Origin of the sequence: Enterococcus sp. AZ191 (assembly GCF_051713845.1) — a bacterium.
In the GTDB taxonomy this organism is placed as follows: domain Bacteria; phylum Bacillota; class Bacilli; order Lactobacillales; family Enterococcaceae; genus Enterococcus_B; species Enterococcus_B durans.
On the sequence record NZ_JBIOQS010000001.1, the window covers coordinates 467198 to 484786 of the forward strand.

Sequence of the window (17589 nt, forward strand, 5' to 3'; positions counted from 1 at the left end):
TACAGACATGCGCTATCCTATATTGATCCACCCCAACGATAAATTGAAACGAGTAGCTCAGCCAATCGATGTCATTACAGATGAAACGGTTGCACTATTAGATAATCTTTATGAAACGATGGTCGCCAATGATGGTATCGGCATTGCCGCGCCCCAAGTAGGGAAAAACAAACGAATTGCGGTTGTTGAAGTCGATGAAGGAGATAAGTTTGAGCTGATCAACCCGGAAATCATCGAAGCAAAAGGTGAAAGTATCGATGTGGAAGGCTGTTTAAGCATTCCACATGTATATGGAACAGTCAAACGCGCTGATGAAGTGACTGTACGCTATTATGATCGTGAAGGCGAAGAAATCGAAGTGACTGCTTTTGGTTACTTAGCACGCGCTTTTCAGCATGAGATCGATCATTTAGATGGTGTACTGTTCGTAGAGAAAATGATCGAACAAATACCAGAAGCAGAACTAGAAGACTATATGGAGGAGCATCTGAATGACTAAACTAGTATTTATGGGTACCCCTGCTTTTTCAGTACCGATCCTTGAAGGATTATTAGCAGAAGGATATGAAGTGGTAGCGGTAGTGACCCAACCAGACAGACCAGTGGGGCGAAAAAAAATAATCACGCCTTCCCCGGTCAAAGAAGCAGCTGTGAAACATGGACTACCTGTTCTTCAACCAGAAAAAATCTCCGGCTCAGCGGAAATGGAAGAAATCATTGCTTTGCGACCAGATGCCATCATTACTGCTGCATTTGGCCAATTCTTACCAGAAAAATTATTACAAGCACCTATATTTGGCGCTATCAATGTCCATGCATCATTATTGCCTAAATATCGAGGTGGAGCACCTGTACATTACTCGATTATAAATGGAGAGAAAGAAACAGGTGTCACGATCATGGAAATGATCAAAAAAATGGATGCTGGCGGCATCTACGTCCAAGAAAGTTTGCCAATCACAAAACAAGATGATGTCGGCACGATGTTTGAAAAACTTAGTGCTTTAGGGAAAACATTATTGTTAAAAACGTTGCCTGACATTTTAAACGGCACAATAAAGCCACAGCCTCAAGATGAAGCGAATGTAACTTTTTCACCAAACATTACGCGTGAACAAGAAGCCATTGACTGGAATAAAACAGCGGAAGAAGTGGATAATCAAGTACGAGGCATGCGTCCTTGGCCGGTTGCATTCACGACCTATGAAAGTACACGTTGGAAGCTTTTATCTGTGGAAGTGCTTGATGAGACAACAACTGAAGCACCTGGAACGATCATCCAAAAAGACAAAAAAAATCTTTGGATCGCTTGTGGTGGAGAAACAGTTTTGGCTATCAAGGAGTTACAGCCAGCAGGTAAAGGAAAACAAGCAATTGCTGAATTCTTGAATGGTAGCGGACAGCATATAGAGATTGGACAGCAGGTGAAATAATGGCAAAGATACCTAAAAAAATGAAAAAATCAGTACGTTACATGGCGCTGATAACACTTGAAAGAGTCAATAAAGGCGGCGCTTATTCCAATTTGTTGCTGAATGAAATGATCAAACAGAGCGACTTGAACTCGAAAGATATCGGCCTTTTTACAGAGCTGGTCTATGGGACTATCAGTCGCCAACGTTTATTAGAATTTTATGTTGCACCTTTTATTGCCAAAGCAAAGAAAGTGGATGATTGGGTCAAGACGTTGCTTTATTTATCTGTCTATCAATTGGAATTTTTAGATAAAGTACCTGCCCACGCCACTTTTAATGAGGCAGTAGAAATCGCTAAGACGAAAGGCAATCCTGGTACAGGAAAATTCGTTAATGGAGTCTTACGAAGCTACCAACGACAAGGAAAACCAGATGTTGAGGCAATCAAAGACCCCATTGAGCGTTTAGCGACAACGATCAGTTTGCCACTATGGCTGACGAAACGATTGATTGAACAAGTGGGTTATGAGGAAACAGAAAAATTGGGGCATTCTTTGTACCAGCCTAGTCATGCGAGTGGCCGTGTGGATACGAGAAGATATGCAAGGGATCAAGCTATCTTGACGTTACAAGCAGAAGATATCTCTGCTACAGCAAGTATCGTCAGCCCTTACGGAGTAGTCGCTGAAAAAGGACATCTAGCCTCCAGCTCGCTGTTTCACGATGGCGTCATGACGATCCAAGATGAGAGCTCTATGTTGGTTGCTCCAGCAATGCAAATCGAGCCCGAACATCATGTTTTAGATGCCTGTGCTGCACCTGGCGGGAAAACAACACATATTGCTACCTTTTTAGATCCGACTTGTGGCGGAGAAGTGACTGCTCTTGATGTCCACGAACATAAAGTAAAATTGATTGAGGAAAATGCTGAACGCTTAGGAGTATCATCTGCGGTGTATGCACAGACAATGGATGCGAGAGAAGTTAAAGAGCAGTTTTCTTCACAAGAATTTGATCGTATCTTAGTAGATGCTCCTTGTTCAGGCCTTGGTTTACTTAGAAGGAAACCCGATATCCGCTACAAAAAAAATGCCAAAGATCTAGCCAATCTTCCGAAAATCCAATTAGAGATTTTGGAAAGTTGTGCAACTGTGTTAAAATCTTCTGGAATATTGACATATAGTACATGCACCATCTTGAAAGAAGAAAACCAAGAAGTAATTGCCGCTTTTCTAGAACGGCATCCAGATTTTGAAAAGATTGATGTTTTAATTGATCCTGTGCTACAATCATCAGTCGAAGATAAAATGTTGACCTTATATCCACATCAATTCTATACAGATGGGTTTTTCATTTGTTGTTTGCGTAAAAAGTAATGAGGTGAAAGAATGCAGATTGAATATCAATCAGATGTAGGAAGACGACGTAATACGAATCAAGACTATGCTAGTGTATTCACGAATCAAGAAGGAATCAAACTAGCGATATTAGCTGACGGAATGGGCGGCCATCGTGCGGGAGATATTGCCAGTCAGATGGCTGTGCTGAACTTAGGAAATGCTTGGGAAGAACAAGACTTAACGGACGACGAAAAAATCGCTCAGTGGTTCATCCAAGCAATCCAAGAAGAAAATGCACTTATCTATCAAAGAGGACAAGAACAACCTGAGTACAATGGAATGGGAACCACTATAGTGGCTGCAGCTTTATCTGAAGAACGATTTACGATTGCACATGTTGGCGATAGCCGTGCGTATCTCATTCGTGACGGCAAGATCATTCAGCTGACAGAAGACCACTCTTTGGTGAATGAACTCGTAAAATCTGGGGAAATCAGCGAAGAAATGGCTGTCAATCACCCTCGAAAAAATATCTTGACTCGCTCGGTTGGTATGCCGGGAACGGTAGAAGTTGATGTTTCGACATATATTTGGCAATTGAAAGATCGTCTTTTATTGTGTTCAGATGGTTTGACCAATATGTTGTCGGAAGAAATGATCGAGACGATCGTTAATCAAGAAGGAACATTGTCTGATAAAGTGACAGAACTTATCAATCAAGCAAATGAAGCAGGCGGAGCAGATAATATCACCGTTCTTCTAATCGAATTTAAGGAGGACGCAGCATGATCGAACTAGGTAAAAAACTGAACGGTAGATATCAAATCACTGGAAATATCGGTAGTGGAGGCATGGCAAATGTCTTTTTAGCTCATGATTTGATCTTGGACCGTGATGTAGCAGTAAAAGTATTACGATTCGATTTTCAAAATGACCAAACAGCTATTCGTCGCTTTCAGCGTGAAGCACTAGCTGCGACTGAGTTGGTCCATCCGAATATCGTCAGCGTCTATGATGTAGGCGAAGAGGACGATATGCAGTATTTGGTGATGGAATATGTGAAGGGAATGGATCTAAAAAGATATATCCAGACACATTATCCTGTTCCATATGAAACAATAGTCAACATCATGCAGCAGATTTTATCAGCGATTTCTTTAGCACACAGTCATCAAATCATCCATCGAGATCTAAAGCCACAAAATGTATTGATCGATAATGAAGGTGTCGTGAAGATCACCGACTTTGGGATTGCGATTGCTTTATCTGAAACATCGATCACGCAAACGAATACGATGCTTGGATCGGTTCATTATTTATCTCCTGAACAAGCGAGAGGAAGTATGGCCACTAAGCAGTCAGATATTTACGCGTTAGGGATCATTCTCTATGAATTACTGACAGGTAGCGTTCCATTTGATGGTGAGTCAGCGGTAACGATCGCGTTGAAACATTTTCAAGATGAATTGCCATCAATCAAAGCTTTAGATCCTGCAATACCGCAAGCTTTAGAAAATGTGGTGTTGAAGGCGACGGCTAAAGAACCAGCAGATCGCTATAAGACAGCAGAAGAAATGTCAGATGATCTTGCGACAGCATTATCACCGGCACGTGCAAATGAACCAAAATGGCAACCACAAGTCATGGATAACGAAACGAAAATACTCACACCATTGACAGAAGATACACCAATGCCAGAGTCATTCAAATCCATGCCGCTGCCAAAAGAAAAAACAGAGGAGCAACCTTCTTTTCCAGAAGATGAAGCTCTTCCAGATGTAAAAACAAAAAAACGAAAAAAATGGTGGATCATTCTACTTGTGATTTTAGCTTTACTAGGGATCGGTACAAGTATTTTCTTTGCTTCAGGCGGACGAGGGGAAGTTGTCATTCCTGACGTCTCTGGATTATCAGAAGTTTCCGCAAGAGAAACATTGACGAAAGCCAAATTAGTAGCAGCTACCAAGACAGAAGAGATCGCTGATGACAAGATCGAAGAAGGCGACATAGTCAAAACAGATCCTGCAGCAGGAACAACGGTCAAACAAAACCGAGAAGTAACTCTTTACGTAAGTAGCGGGAAGAAAAAAATCAAATTAGATGATTATACCGGTATGAGCTACGATGAGGCAAAAGAAAAGCTGACAAAACTTGGTTTTTCTTCTAGTTCGATTGAAAAAGAAGAAGAATTCAGCGATGAAGTCGATAGTGGAGAGATTATTTCTCAAACACCAGATAAAGGCTCAGAAGTAGATCCAGAATCAGATACGATTTCGTTTAAGGTAAGTAAAGGGCCAGAAACAGTGTCGCTACGCAGTTATGTAGGCGAGCCTTATGAATCTGCCTTCAATTCACTTCTTGCAGCTGGATTTGATGCCAACAATATTGGTACTAGTTATGAGCCTAGTGATACTGTGCCAAGTGGGGCAATTATCAGTCAAACCCCAGAATCAGGTGAAGTCGTACCAGGCCAAACATATATTAGCTTTAGGATCAGCCAAGGGCCTGATACAAAGACGTTGAATGATATTTCAGGCTATACGAAAAGCGATGCACAAAGCTATTTAGCAGGGATTGGTGCAGAGTATATCGGACATGAAACGTATGAATATTCTCCTACAGTGGAAAAGGACAAAGTGATCCGGACTGTTCCTGGTGTAGGGGCGAAAGTCGCTAAGGGAACAATTGTCAATGTGGTATATTCAAAAGGACCTGATCCTGCATCTTCAAGTTCTAAAGAAGAATCATCTGAAAGTAGTTCAAGCAGCTCAAGTACAAGTAGTTCAAGTTCATCAACGGAAAACAGTACAAGTAGTAGTGAAAGTAGCGATAGTTAGAGCCATCTGCAAAAGTTAATAATTAACAATCTAGTTTTAGAGGCTGAGACATCTCCATATCTCAGCCTCGTTTTTAGCTATAAAGAAAGTAAAAACCCACAAGGAAAAAGTTGTCATCTTCACGTTGATGATAGCGAACTTCACGAACCAGCCCTCTTAGACAGTAAAAAATTTGAAAGAAATTTGAAAATTAATTTGTTCAGATTTTTGTTGCATACTTTAAAAACGAATAAACGGTGAGAACAGAAGCAACTTCTTCTTATTTCTCGGAGTTAAACACTTCTGTCCTAGCCTTTTTCTAATTTACAGAAGTTTATCAGAGGAACCTCACATGATTTTTCTTTCCTGTGGTAAAATAAGGAAAAATGGAGGTGGCATAACATCAAAGGACAAATCAGAAAAGCAATCAGCGGATTCTACTATGTCTATGCTGACGGTGAAACCTATCAAACAAGGGGAAGAGGGAATTTTCGTAATCGGAAGATCACCCCATTAGTTGGCGACCAAGTGATATTTGAAAGTGAAAACAAAACAGATGGGTATTTACTAGAAGTAATGCCTCGTAAAAATCAATTGGTGCGCCCCCCAGTAACCAATGTTGATCTAGGCATCATTGTCACTAGTTTAGTTGAACCTAATTTTTCTTATAATTTATTGGATCGTTTTTTAGTGTTGTTGGAATATGAGTCAATTGAGCCCGTCATTTATCTGACTAAAACAGACTTGTCGCCCAATGATCCTAAAATTGCTGAAATCAAGCGAGTCTACGAAAAAATCGGGTATCCGGTGATTGTGCCAAAACACCCAAATGACACAGCTGAATTGGTGCGTTATTTCCCAGAACGACTATCTGTTTTTATGGGACAATCTGGTGCCGGAAAATCAACATTGCTAAATCAGATTTCGCCAGAATTGAATTTGGAAACTGGTGAGATCTCTGACTCATTAGGTCGAGGAAAGCATACGACAAGGCATGTAGAACTTTTGCCTTTATATGATGGTCTCGTAGCGGATACACCAGGATTCAGTTCAATCGATTTTTTGACCATTGAAGCGACGGAACTACCGAAACAATTTCCTGAGTTTGTAGAAGTAGCGCCCCATTGTCGTTTTAGAGAATGTATGCATGCCAAAGAACCAGGGTGTGAAGTCAAGAAACGTGTAGAATCAGGCGAGATTGCGCAAACACGTTATGATGATTATTTGCAGTTCTTGCAAGAAGTAGAAAATCGTAAACCAATGTATTCAAAAAAAGAAGGTAAACGAAAATAGGAGGAAGTCTTGATGAAAATAGCACCATCTATCTTAAGCGCGGACTTTGCTAATTTACAAAGGGATATCGAATTAGTTGAAAAAGGAGGAGCAGATTATATCCATGTGGATGTCATGGACGGACAATTTGTTCCTAATATCACATTTGGACCGAATATCGTCCAAGCGATTCGTCCAATCACAAAATTGCCATTAGATGTCCATTTGATGATCGTTGATCCGGAAAATTATATCCCGGCATTTGCTAAAGCAGGTGCAGACATCATCACAGTGCATGTCGAAGCAACGCACCATATCCATCGTGCCTTGCAAATGACGAAGGACCTAGGAGTCAAAGCAGGAGTGGTCATCAATCCAGGAACACCTGTATCAATGATCAAACACGTTTTATCCATTGCAGACCAAGTTTTGGTTATGACGGTGAATCCAGGTTTTGGCGGACAAAGCTTTATTGAGGAAACGGTAGAAAAGATTTCGGAATTAGCCGAGTTACGCCAACAAAACGATTGGCATTATACCATTGAGGTTGATGGCGGGATCGTACCAGAAACGGCTCAGATCTGCCGAGATGCAGGTGCGGAGATTTTTGTTGCAGGTTCATATGTGTATAATTCTGAAAATCCAGTAGGACAGATTGAGCAATTAAAAGAGGCCTTGAAATAAGATGGACATCTTGTTGGTAGCAGGAGGATCACCTAAAGAGTGGCCAGCATTAAAAGAAAAATATGACCAGTATATTGGGATTGATCGAGGCGCTCTTTATCTTATCCAACATGATTTTCCTTTGGATCTTGCAATCGGCGATTTTGATTCGTTGGATCCTCAAGAAAAAGAGCATGTAAAGAAGGCGGCTGTAGAACTGATCCAAGCTCCTGCGGAAAAGGATGATACAGATACGCAATTAGGTTTGTCGAAAACGCTGATGCTTTACCCTGAGGCAACGATCACGCTGATTGGGGCAACTGGCGGTCGGATCGATCATTTGTTAGCCAATCTTTGGTTGCCTTTAGAGCCACGTTTCAAGTCCCATGCGCAACAATTGGTCATAAGCGACCGGCAAAATCATCTGACTTTTTATTTGCCAGGTGACCACAGCATTACACAACTTCCTGAAATGAAATATCTTGCATACTGTTGTTTGACACCTGTTACGCAGTTAGCAATCAGAAAGAGTAAGTATGAGTTGGAACCGACCGATGTTTCACAGCCGACTTCCTATGCCAGTAATGAATTTATCTCAGATACGGCTGAATTCTCCTTTTTAGAGGGAGTTGTAGCAGTTATTCAAAGTAGAGATTGAGGCTAGTTCAAGTCCCTGTGATTGGAAAAATGACAGGGTAAATTAATTGCTAAAAAAAAGCTTAAGAGAGGTGTCTTACCTTTTGTTTCGCCTCGATTAGTGATAAAATTGAGCGTAAGAGTCTAATTAATTCGAGGTGTCTTTGTGAAGAAGTTCAATCCTAATAAAAATATTATAATTACCTTAGTTATTGTTATCATTGTTGTAACGATAATAAGTGTGACCGCTGCCCAACGAGCGAATGAAGGAAAACCTAATTTCTTCCAGTCCGTCGTGAATGACAGTGTATCATTCGTTGATCGTGCAATCTCAGCGCCTGTAAGATGGGTTGAAAATGGGGTTGATTCTGTCCATAACCTGTTTACTACTTATTCTGAAAATGAGCGTCTTAAAGAAAAGATCGACAGTTATGACGAAATAGCGCTAAAAAACAAAAATTACCAAAAGGAAATCGAAGCACTGAAAAAAGAACTTGAATTGAATCAGACATTGGCTAGCTACGAAAAAGTAACAGCAAATGTCATTACACGTTCACCGGATACTTGGCAAGATATGCTGATCGTGGATAAGGGATCAAAAGATGGTATTGAAGTCGATATGGCGGTCATGTCCCAAAAAGGACTGATCGGTCGTGTGATCGAAGTGAACAATGCTTCTTCAAAAATTGAGTTGTTGACTTCATCCAATGAAAGCTCTAATCATTTTCCAGTACGTGTCTCTTCTTCTAGTGGCGAGGCGTTTGGGTTGTTGAAGAATTATGATGAAAAAACACAAGCTTTAGTAGTCACTCAGCTGACTGGCGATACAAATATCAAAGAAGGTGACGTAGTACAGACTTCTGGACTAGGCGGAAACTCACCAGCAGATCTGCCGATCGGTACAGTTGTCAAAACGAAACCGGACAGTTTTGGATTGGATCGAGAAGTATACGTTAAACCTTATGCCGGTATGTATGATATATCAGTGGTGACGATCGTACAAAGGCTAGTGGAGGAATAACCGATGCTAAAAAAAGAGACAATGAAATACTACCTACCTATCGTATTGTTCCTATTGATGTTGATTGATGGGCATTTGACACGAATGTTCGTTGAGTGGTCAAAAGGGGATTATATGGCTAGTGCGCATTTTCTGATTTTAGCTTTGTTGTTTTGTAGCCAAAAATTCCCGAAACGCTATCTACTGATCACGACGATCATCATAGGAGCCATATTTGATGCGTATTATATAGGGGTGATCGGGATATATGCAGTTGCTCTCCCTTTAATGGTATTTATCATGTATGGAATGAGTTCGGCGATCCACTTCAATATCTTTACAGAATTTTTTAGTACGATCATCTTTGTTACTAGCTATGAATTGTTTACTTTAGCTGTCCAATTGATCTTCAAATTAGTTTCTGTAAATAACACCTATTTTATCACGAGATACTTAGGGCCGACTTTATTGTTGAATATGATCATTTTTGCTATCTTTGTTTTTCCTTTTAAGAAATTATTCAGTGATGAATAATTTCTTTTTTTATACTTGTTTTTTGAAATATTCTGATATTTTTTTAAGATAACACTTGTAACTTACAGTTTTGTCATGTTAATAGTTTATTTTGAAATGTTTTTGTAACATAACTATTATCTCCTTGACATACTGCTATGGTACAATTTTGTTATCGTTAAGAAAGACTTAAATATATTTAGATATTTATTAAATTAAGCCAGTCGGAGGAATGAAGAGTGAAAAAAAGTTTAATATCAGCAGTAATGCTAAGTTCAATCGCTTTAACTGCCGTAGGATCACCGATCGCTGCCGCGGCGGACGATTTTGATTCACAGATACAACAACAAGATCAAAAAATTGCGGATTTACAAAATCAACAAGCAAGTGCACAATCACAAATCGAAGCATTAGAAGGACAAGTTTCTTCTATTAACGAAAAAGCACAAGATCTATTAACTAAACAAGACAAATTACGTAAAGAATCTTCTCAATTAGAAAAAGAAATTGCAGATTTACAAGAACGTATTGAAAAACGTGAAGCAACAATCCAAAAACAAGCACGTGAAACACAAGTTAAAAATACAAGTTCAAATTACATTGATGCTGTATTGAATGCTGATTCATTAGCTGATGCTGTTGGTCGTATCCAAGCGATGACATCTATCGTCCAAGCGAACCAAGAATTAGTAGACCAACAAAAACAAGATAAACAAGCTGTAGAAGATAAAAAAGCTGAAAATGAAGCAAAACAAAAAGAATTATCAGCAAATCAAGCTACTTTAGAATCACAAAAAGGTGATCTATTAGCTAAACAAGCTGATTTAAATGTATTGAAAACTTCATTAGCTGCTGAACAAGCAACTGCAGAAGATAAAAAAGCTGACTTGAACCGTAAGAAAGCAGAAGCTGAAGCAGAGCAAGCACGTATCCGTGAACAAGCTCGTTTAGCAGAACAAGCGCGTCAACAAGCTGCACAAGAAAAAGCTGAAAAAGAAGCACGTGAACAAGCTGCTGCACAAGCTGCACAATCACAAGTTGCATCTTCTGCTTCAACAACTGAAAATTCATCAACTGTTCAATCTTCAACAACTGAAAACTCATCATCATCTGCACAATCTTCAAGCTCAAGTGCAGTAGTGACTCCTGGGTCTTCATCAACAACTGAAGAATCAACAGTTCCAGAATCTTCAACTTCAACAACTGAAAATTCATCAACTGAATCTTCTACTACTGATTCATCAGTAACAGAAAGTACAACAGTTCCTGAATCTTCAACACAAGAAACAACACCAGCTACGCCATCAACACCGACAACATCTGGAAATGGTTCAACTGGCAATGGCGGTACAACAAACAACAATAATAACTCAGGTACTGTTGTTACACCTCCTACAACACCATCAACACCTTCTGGTAGTGTAAATGGTTCTGCTATCGTAGCAGAGGCTTACAAATACATCGGTGTTCCTTATGTTTGGGGCGGTAAAGATCCAAGCGGTTTTGACTGTTCTGGTTTCACAAGCTATGTTTACAAACAAGTAACTGGTCGTGACATCGGTGGTTGGACAGTTCCTCAAGAATCTGCTGGAGCTAAAATCTCAGTTTCTCAAGCAAAAGCTGGAGACTTACTATTCTGGGGGTCACCTGGTGGAACTTACCATGTAGCGATTGCTTTAGGTGGCGGACAATATATCCATGCACCTCAACCAGGTGAAAGTGTTAAAGTTGGCTCAGTTCAATGGTTTGCACCTGATTTTGCAGTAAGTATGTAAGAATTGATAAAGAGTTAGTCTATGAAAATAGATTAACTCTTTTTTTGTTGTGGATTTTATGCATCGAAAAGAGCATGAGATAAAGGTGCTGATTTATCACATGCTCTAAGTTTAAAACAACGATAGCAATAGAAGAAATCTCTTTGGAAAAATAAGTCATACTCTTAAAGATTACATCTGTTTTTTTAAGAGTGGGTTCTTATCTCTAGGGAGTTACTATTGCTAAGCTTGTTTGGAAGGGTCTTTATTTTGTAAACTCTTCTGATAGGTCCATAAATTCTTGGATATCTTCTAGGACCATATCGATTCCTGCTTGCCAGAAATCTGGTTTTGTTAGATCGACATCTAAATGTTTTTGTGCTAGTTCTTCCGTTGTCATAGAAGCAGTATCACGTAGCAAGTTGATGTACTCTTGTTCAAAACTTGTTCCTTTTTTATTTGCATAGGCATAGATACCTAAACTAAACAAGTAACCAAAAGTATAAGGAAAGTTGTAGAAAGGTACATCATCAATGAAGAAATGTAATTTAGCTGCCCAGAAATAAGGATGATAAGTAGCTAATGCATCTTGATAGCCTTCTTTTTGTGCTTCCACCATCATTTTTGTGATTTCATCTTCTGAAACTAATCCAGCTTGACGGGCAGTATAGAAGTGATTTTCAAAAATGAAGCGAGAATGGATATTCATGAACATAGCTAGGGCATTTTGCAATTTCGTATCAAGCAGATTGATTTTTTCTTCTTTTGTTTTCGCTGCTTTTAAAGTTGCGTCAGCTACGATCAATTCAGCAAATGTACTAGCTGTTTCAGCAACGTTCATTGCATAATCGCGATTCAACGTTGGTAGATCCCACATCACGCTGCTATGGAAAGCATGGCCTAATTCATGTGCCAGTGTTGAAACTTCATTGATTGAATTACTGTAAGTCATAAAGATTCTAGATTCTTGTGTTTCAGGAAGTTCCGTACAGTATCCTCCTGGGCGCTTGCCGGGACGATCCTCTGCTTCGATCCAGCTCTTTTCAAAAGCTGATTTAGCAAAAACGGCCATCTTAGGACTGAATTTTTCAAAGTTTTCAATGATGAATGCAGCTGCTTCGTCAAAAGAAAAAGTTTTTTCCTCTAGATCACCCAAAATGATTGGAGCATCTTGGTCTTGCCATTCCATTTTTTCTTTACCGAAAAGGTTCGCTTTTCTTGTTAGATAGTCCGCAAGTGGTTGTTTGTTCTTTTCAATTGTTGTCCACATCACATCAAGTGTTTCTTTTTTCAGACGATTGTACTCCAATGGTTTTTGTAAGTAATCCGTCATATCATGAAGTTTGTAAGTCGATAAGCGGAAACCGTCTAAATGGTTCAAAGTATCTGTTAGTAAGGGTGCTTTTTCCTGCCAAGCTTCTTCCCATGCGATGAATAATTTTTCGCGGACAAGAGGATCAGGATCACCCATCATTTTGTTAAAGGCTTGTCCAGCAGATAGTTGTGTTATCTTGCCATCTTCTTCAAATGGGATCACAACTGTTCCAACGATTGTATCGTAATGGCTGCTCCAAGAATTCAATCCGTCTAATGAGAGTGTATTGATGATTGTTTCTTCAGATTCAGAAAGTAAACGTTCGCCATCTCTTCTAATTTCGTTCATTCGAAAGGCAATAGGAGCAATTTCAGCTGATTGAAGCAATTCTTGCCAGTTATTGTCAGATATTTCTGCAAATTTATTCGATAAAATAGTTTCGGCAGATTGCCAACGAGGTAAAAATGAGTATAATTTTGCTGATAAAATTTTTGCTTTAGAATCTTTGACGTTTGCAGATAGTAAAGCGGTGATGTAGCTATTACATTGAGAAAAACCATTTGTCACAGTCTCTTGCAATTTTAATAGTGCCACTAATCCATTGTTAGAATTTGCGGAAAAATGCCATTGGCTGGTTTGTGTGTAAAATTCTTGAATCTGTGCTTCTAGTTGTTCCAATCGTGCGTTTAGTGCCTCGGAATTGCTGCCTCCAGAAAAAATCGAGTCTAAATCCCAGTTTAGTGAATAAGTCATGAAAAAACTCCCTTCGTTTTATAATACAATCATTAGTATATCATTATTTTACTGTTTAAGTCTTTAGAAAAAAATTGTTGTTTGTAAAGAAAAGAGCTATGATAAATGACAGAGGTGATTTATGAATTCAATCAAAAAGCAAATAAAGAATGGCAACTTTTATCTGATGATCGCACTGTTGATCGTGCTTGTCCTATTTTATAGCTCCTCACAGACTTATGGACAACAGTCACAAGTTTCAAGAATCGATGAATGGTTGCCAAATCAACCGTTTAAAGCTGCATGGAGTGGGATAAGCTTTACTTACGGTGGAAGTATCGTTAGCATCGATCATTTAGGGTACAGTAAATTTGTTGAGTTTTTCATTCGCAAGGGGGCACACTTTGGCACTTATTTTATTTTAGGTGGTAGTTTGTTTTTAGGCGTATATCCTAAATTGAAGTTATGGGGATTGACAGCTATTTTAGCTTGGCTTTCAGCAACCGGCTATGCAGGTCTAGATGAATTCCATCAAATGATTACTGGTGGACGCTCGCCAATGTTCCAAGATGTGATACTTGATTCTATGGGAGCCTTAACTGCAATTGTGATCTGTCTTGTTATTGGCTTTTTTAGGAAAAAATAAGCAGAACTTGTGTCTTAGGCTTTGAATTTGCAGGTAGAAAGACTAGAATAAGAGTACATGACTAGTAAGAAGGAGGAGTCAACATGTCAGGACATAGTAAATGGCATAATATCCAAGGAAGAAAGAATGCCCAAGATGCGAAGCGAGGAAAAATATTTCAAAAAATTTCTCGAGAAATTTATATGGCAGCTAAAGCAGGTGGACCTGACCCGGCGATGAATCCAGCTTTACGTTTAGTTGTGGACAAGGCGAAAGCCGCAAACATGCCGAATGACAATGTCGATCGGGCCATCAAAAAAGCAACAACTACCGCTGATGAAGCGAATTATGATGAAGTGACATATGAAGGCTATGGGCCGGGTGGCGTAGCGATTTTAGTCCATGCTTTGACGGATAATCGAAACCGAACAGCGACAAATGTGCGAGTAGCTTTCACCCGTAATGGTGGTTCATTGGGAGAAACAGGCTCTGTGGGCTATTTATTCGATCGTAAGGGGTATCTTGCTATTGAACGCGCCGGACTGACGATTGATGAAGATGCTATGTTAGAGAGGGTCTTGGAAGTTGGTGGAGAGGATTTGCAGATCTCACCAGAAGTTTTTGAGATCTATACAGCTCCTGATGATTTTGCCAGTGTACGAGATCAACTAGAAGAAACATTTACGCTTGCTCAGGCGGAACTAACAATGTTCCCTAAAACTACAGTTGTTTTGACTGAAGAACAACGTCAAAAGTTAGAGAATCTAGTCGAAAAATTAGAGGATGACGATGATGTGTCTGAGGTGTTTACTTCTGTTGAAGATGAATAAAAAGCGATGAAGCATTAGCTGTAATCAGTATTTCTTTGATAGTTAAAGGTTGGGATAGAAGTGTCTAACTCCGAAGGAGTTGCTTCTGCTCCCACCGCTTATTCGTTTTTAGAGAATGAGACAAAAGTGTTTCTTACTTTTGTCTCACGCTCTTTTTGTGGTTTTGAATCATAGTCATCTGTGGCAATGTCTATCAACGGCCGGATCTAGCGGGTTGAGCGTTGTGTTTTATTTGTGGGTATTTTGTAGCAATTTTACGAGCAGTTTTGACTTGGGCTACTCCATTCTGTAATTCTTTTGTTTTCTTATCCAGTATGTTGCTTGCTCCAGAGATATCTTCTTTCATTTGGTTTATTTCTTTTTTTAAGGTTTTGGCCACTTTTTCAAGATGTGGAATTGATTTGTCAGCTGTTTTAATTTCATCTGATAAGACTTTGATCATAAGTTGGTTTGAATGTAAATTTGCTTCTTTTAAATGAAGTTCCTTTGTTAAAGTGTTATAAGGGCCTTTAAATAATTTATGTAAAAAACTTTTTTCTCTTTTTGCTATTTTTTCTTTGATCGTTTGAATATCTTCTTTTGTAGTCGCTACTTTTCCCTGAAGTTTTTCCTTGTCGGTAATTTTTTCTTTTCTAGAATCCTGAGAACTTTCTAATTGTTTACTGATTTGATGTAGCTCATTTTCTTTTGTAGTAAGGTCATCTGAAATTTTAAATACTGCGGCCTTATAGCGTTCGATATCTGTTTTTTCATTTTTTATGTAATTTTTTATAGGTTCTCCAGCGATAAGTTCCTTAAGACTTTTGAGGTGGGTTACTTCACTCATCCCTTCCTTTCGCAAGTTTACTTCGTTTTGTTTCCTAGTGTTGTTTAACTCCGCCATAAATATATCCCTCCTATACAACATAGTTAAAGAGTAACATGGTTTGAATAGAGTGAGGTTCCATAAATTTCTGGCTGAAAAATTTTTTGTACCTATAACGTATTTAATAAGTAATCCGCTATAAAAATGAAAAGAGGCCGATTATTTTTCATCCAAAAAATAAAGTCAAAAAAAGCCACGTAACACAGATTCTGTGACGTGACTTTAGGAGCTGAAATTTATTTTTTTCTATTGTCAAACTGCTAAACTAAAAGCAAGTTGTCTAGAAGATCACGACAGGGGTGCCTTTTTCTACCATACCAAATAGTTGACTCATAACATTTGGCGGTGTGTTGATACAGCCGTGAGATCCGCGGGTTTTCCATAGCTCTCCACCATAGGCAGGTTGCCAATCGGAATCGTGGATCCCCACACCAGTCCAATCTACGGGCATCCAATAACTTACTGGACTAGCATAAGGTGTGCCATCGTCATTCGTTCCTTTTAGTGTGGCATTTTCTTCTTTATTCCAAACATAGAAGACCCCGGTTGGGGTAGGCGTGATTGGCTTACCGGAAACGACATCAGTTTCAAGAGCAACTTTTCCATCTTTGTAGTACCACATATGTTGGTTCTGTAAATCAACTTCGATATATGTGTTATCAACTAACTTATGGTCAGCCGTCGTACTTCCTTGAACAAGTGGCGAGCGAGTGAAATCCTTCCCAGCTAAAATTGCTTTTTCAAGAGCTTCAGTTTCAGCATCGGTTGTGATCGTCCAACTATAGCTTCCAGCTGGTACAGTCACTTCACCACGTTTTGTACTTTTGAACTTCGTATCATTGGTGCTTGTGTTATATTTTGTTCCTAAATCTGTTACATATTGTCTGACCTGAGTTGTATCAAGACCGATTTTCCCATCTGTATAAGTCAACCAACTAGCGATGTCAGTAGTTGGGATCTGGAACGTGTCACCGTTGATCGTATAGGTTCCTTTGACAGCAGCGATTTTATTCATCGTATTTAGCTGGTCCGACAAGCTTTGGTCTTTAGCTGTTACTTTTGGCTTTGTGTGGAAATCGGCTAAATTGATTTCATTTTTTCCAGTATTCACAGCATTTTTGACTTCTTTGACAGCAGCTTCTACATCGATTGTGTCACCGTTGACTTCCGGTTTGATCGTGAACGTATCGCCTGATTTTTCGATCGTCGCGTCCTGAGTAGGTTTGCGGTCTTTATTTAAGTTCGTCAATTCAGAAGTTAACTGTTCGATCGTTGCATCTAATTTTTGGTGATTTGTATCTAATGGATCGATTTCTTGATTGTCAGCAGCGGAGACATAAGTCATTCCCCAAGACCAAGCATTTTGTTTTTCCAAAAGAGGGGTCAACTCAGAAGAAAAGTCATCTTTGTAGCCGAGTTCTGATTTTGCAACTTCTTGCCAAACTTTGCCATTCTCTTCAATAGCAAGCTTTTTATTAGAATAAGAATCCTTCAATTTGTCATTTGCTTCGTCAACAGTAAGATTACTTACGTTGATCGAATTGATCTCAGTATTAGGCAAAAAATGTTTTGTATAATATGTACTGCGATAGGTATAAAAGCTGATCAATACGAGGATCACACCGAGAGCAGACAATAAGCCAATGTGCATTGATTTTTTACGATGAGAAGATCTTGTCATGGTGACAACTCCTTATTTTTTTAATTTAGGGTGTAACGAGCTAATCATAGCATATTTTACATGAAAAGACGAAGAGAAGAGATGATTTAGTGGAAATTTAATGAAGTATTGCTGTAAAAAAATAAGGTAGAA

At 39.2% G+C, this 17589-nt stretch carries 16 protein-coding genes; 13 read left to right on the forward strand and 3 right to left on the reverse strand.

Translation table 11 applies throughout. The annotated features are described in order from the left end of the window. Positions 1–7: 7 nt before the first annotated feature. The 11 genes from def (at position 8) to IGI47_RS02325 (ending at position 11430) form a co-directional block, all read left to right on the forward strand. Entirely contained in the window at positions 8–499 is a 492-nt protein-coding gene (gene def / locus IGI47_RS02275; protein ID WP_005875145.1) for a peptide deformylase, read from the forward strand. Beyond that, positions 492–1433 carry a methionyl-tRNA formyltransferase gene (fmt, locus tag IGI47_RS02280; RefSeq protein ID WP_311930511.1) on the forward strand — a complete coding sequence of 314 codons (942 nt, stop codon included), beginning with the start codon at positions 492–494 and terminating at the stop codon, positions 1431–1433. The genes def and fmt overlap by 8 nt, the downstream gene beginning before the upstream one ends. Continuing rightward, the gene (gene rsmB / locus IGI47_RS02285) at positions 1433–2791 is read left to right on the forward strand and encodes a 16S rRNA (cytosine(967)-C(5))-methyltransferase RsmB (protein WP_438783210.1); all 1359 of its coding nucleotides are present in this window, start codon (positions 1433–1435) and stop codon (positions 2789–2791) included. Before fmt ends, rsmB begins: the two co-directional genes overlap by 1 nt. Positions 2792–2803: 12 nt before the next feature. Beyond that, positions 2804–3544 carry a Stp1/IreP family PP2C-type Ser/Thr phosphatase gene (locus IGI47_RS02290; RefSeq protein WP_005875151.1) on the forward strand — a complete coding sequence of 247 codons (741 nt, stop codon included), beginning with the start codon at positions 2804–2806 and terminating at the stop codon, positions 3542–3544. Then, positions 3541–5592, forward strand: coding sequence for a Stk1 family PASTA domain-containing Ser/Thr kinase (gene pknB, locus IGI47_RS02295; protein ID WP_438783211.1), 2052 nt, complete (start codon positions 3541–3543; stop codon positions 5590–5592). The genes IGI47_RS02290 and pknB overlap by 4 nt, the downstream gene beginning before the upstream one ends. 381 nt (positions 5593–5973) lie before the next feature. Next, a complete protein-coding gene (gene rsgA, locus IGI47_RS02300) occupies positions 5974–6864 on the forward strand; it encodes a ribosome small subunit-dependent GTPase A (RefSeq protein WP_438784437.1) in 891 nt (296 codons plus the stop codon). Positions 6865–6876: 12 nt separating this feature from the next. Next, entirely contained in the window at positions 6877–7527 is a 651-nt protein-coding gene (gene rpe / locus IGI47_RS02305) for a ribulose-phosphate 3-epimerase (protein ID WP_311930508.1), read from the forward strand. Between the two features lies 1 nt (position 7528). Further along, positions 7529–8164, forward strand: a complete 636-nt coding sequence (locus IGI47_RS02310; protein ID WP_311930507.1) for a thiamine diphosphokinase — start codon at positions 7529–7531, stop codon at positions 8162–8164. 144 nt (positions 8165–8308) lie between these two features. Beyond that, a complete protein-coding gene (gene mreC / locus IGI47_RS02315) occupies positions 8309–9163 on the forward strand; it encodes a rod shape-determining protein MreC (protein WP_438783212.1) in 855 nt (284 codons plus the stop codon). 3 nt (positions 9164–9166) lie between these two features. Further along, entirely contained in the window at positions 9167–9676 is a 510-nt protein-coding gene (mreD, locus tag IGI47_RS02320) for a rod shape-determining protein MreD (RefSeq protein ID WP_005875162.1), read from the forward strand. A gap of 218 nt (positions 9677–9894) precedes the next feature. Continuing rightward, entirely contained in the window at positions 9895–11430 is a 1536-nt protein-coding gene (locus IGI47_RS02325; RefSeq protein WP_311930505.1) for a C40 family peptidase, read from the forward strand. Positions 11431–11674: 244 nt separating this feature from the next. Here IGI47_RS02325 and IGI47_RS02330 read toward each other — a convergent pair whose 3' ends face one another. Beyond that, positions 11675–13477 (reverse strand): M3 family oligoendopeptidase, encoded by a 1803-nt coding sequence (locus IGI47_RS02330; protein ID WP_438783215.1) that lies wholly within the window; start codon positions 13475–13477, stop codon positions 11675–11677. Between the two features lie 121 nt (positions 13478–13598). On the opposite strand from IGI47_RS02330, the gene IGI47_RS02335 reads away from it, so the two are divergent. Continuing rightward, entirely contained in the window at positions 13599–14102 is a 504-nt protein-coding gene (locus IGI47_RS02335) for a VanZ family protein (RefSeq protein WP_311930503.1), read from the forward strand. Positions 14103–14185: 83 nt separating this feature from the next. Then, positions 14186–14911 carry a YebC/PmpR family DNA-binding transcriptional regulator gene (locus tag IGI47_RS02340; RefSeq protein WP_438783216.1) on the forward strand — a complete coding sequence of 242 codons (726 nt, stop codon included), beginning with the start codon at positions 14186–14188 and terminating at the stop codon, positions 14909–14911. 193 nt (positions 14912–15104) lie between these two features. Here the strand turns inward: IGI47_RS02340 and IGI47_RS02345 are convergent, their stop codons facing one another. Together IGI47_RS02345 and IGI47_RS02350 are read right to left on the reverse strand one after the other, a co-directional pair. After that, entirely contained in the window at positions 15105–15794 is a 690-nt protein-coding gene (locus IGI47_RS02345) for a hypothetical protein (protein WP_311930501.1), read from the reverse strand. Between the two features lie 262 nt (positions 15795–16056). Further along, positions 16057–17457 (reverse strand): L,D-transpeptidase family protein, encoded by a 1401-nt coding sequence (locus IGI47_RS02350; protein ID WP_438783217.1) that lies wholly within the window; start codon positions 17455–17457, stop codon positions 16057–16059. Positions 17458–17589 lie beyond the last annotated feature (132 nt).

Excerpts from the sequence above, each read along its gene's own strand:
- IGI47_RS02340 (WP_438783216.1), top strand. The coding sequence starts at position 14,186 with ATGTCAGGACATAGTAAATGGCATAATATCCAAGGAAGAAAGAATGCC.
- IGI47_RS02350 (WP_438783217.1), bottom strand. The coding sequence starts at position 17,457 with ATGACAAGATCTTCTCATCGTAAAAAATCAATGCACATTGGCTTATTG.
- fmt (WP_311930511.1), top strand. The coding sequence starts at position 492 with ATGACTAAACTAGTATTTATGGGTACCCCTGCTTTTTCAGTACCGATC.
- def (WP_005875145.1), top strand. The coding sequence starts at position 8 with ATGCGCTATCCTATATTGATCCACCCCAACGATAAATTGAAACGAGTA.
- IGI47_RS02330 (WP_438783215.1), bottom strand. The coding sequence starts at position 13,477 with ATGACTTATTCACTAAACTGGGATTTAGACTCGATTTTTTCTGGAGGC.
- rpe (WP_311930508.1), top strand. The coding sequence starts at position 6,877 with ATGAAAATAGCACCATCTATCTTAAGCGCGGACTTTGCTAATTTACAA.
- pknB (WP_438783211.1), top strand. The coding sequence starts at position 3,541 with ATGATCGAACTAGGTAAAAAACTGAACGGTAGATATCAAATCACTGGA.
- IGI47_RS02290 (WP_005875151.1), top strand. The coding sequence starts at position 2,804 with ATGCAGATTGAATATCAATCAGATGTAGGAAGACGACGTAATACGAAT.
- mreD (WP_005875162.1), top strand. The coding sequence starts at position 9,167 with ATGCTAAAAAAAGAGACAATGAAATACTACCTACCTATCGTATTGTTC.
- IGI47_RS02335 (WP_311930503.1), top strand. The coding sequence starts at position 13,599 with ATGAATTCAATCAAAAAGCAAATAAAGAATGGCAACTTTTATCTGATG.
- IGI47_RS02310 (WP_311930507.1), top strand. The coding sequence starts at position 7,529 with ATGGACATCTTGTTGGTAGCAGGAGGATCACCTAAAGAGTGGCCAGCA.
- IGI47_RS02345 (WP_311930501.1), bottom strand. The coding sequence starts at position 15,794 with ATGGCGGAGTTAAACAACACTAGGAAACAAAACGAAGTAAACTTGCGA.
- rsmB (WP_438783210.1), top strand. The coding sequence starts at position 1,433 with ATGGCAAAGATACCTAAAAAAATGAAAAAATCAGTACGTTACATGGCG.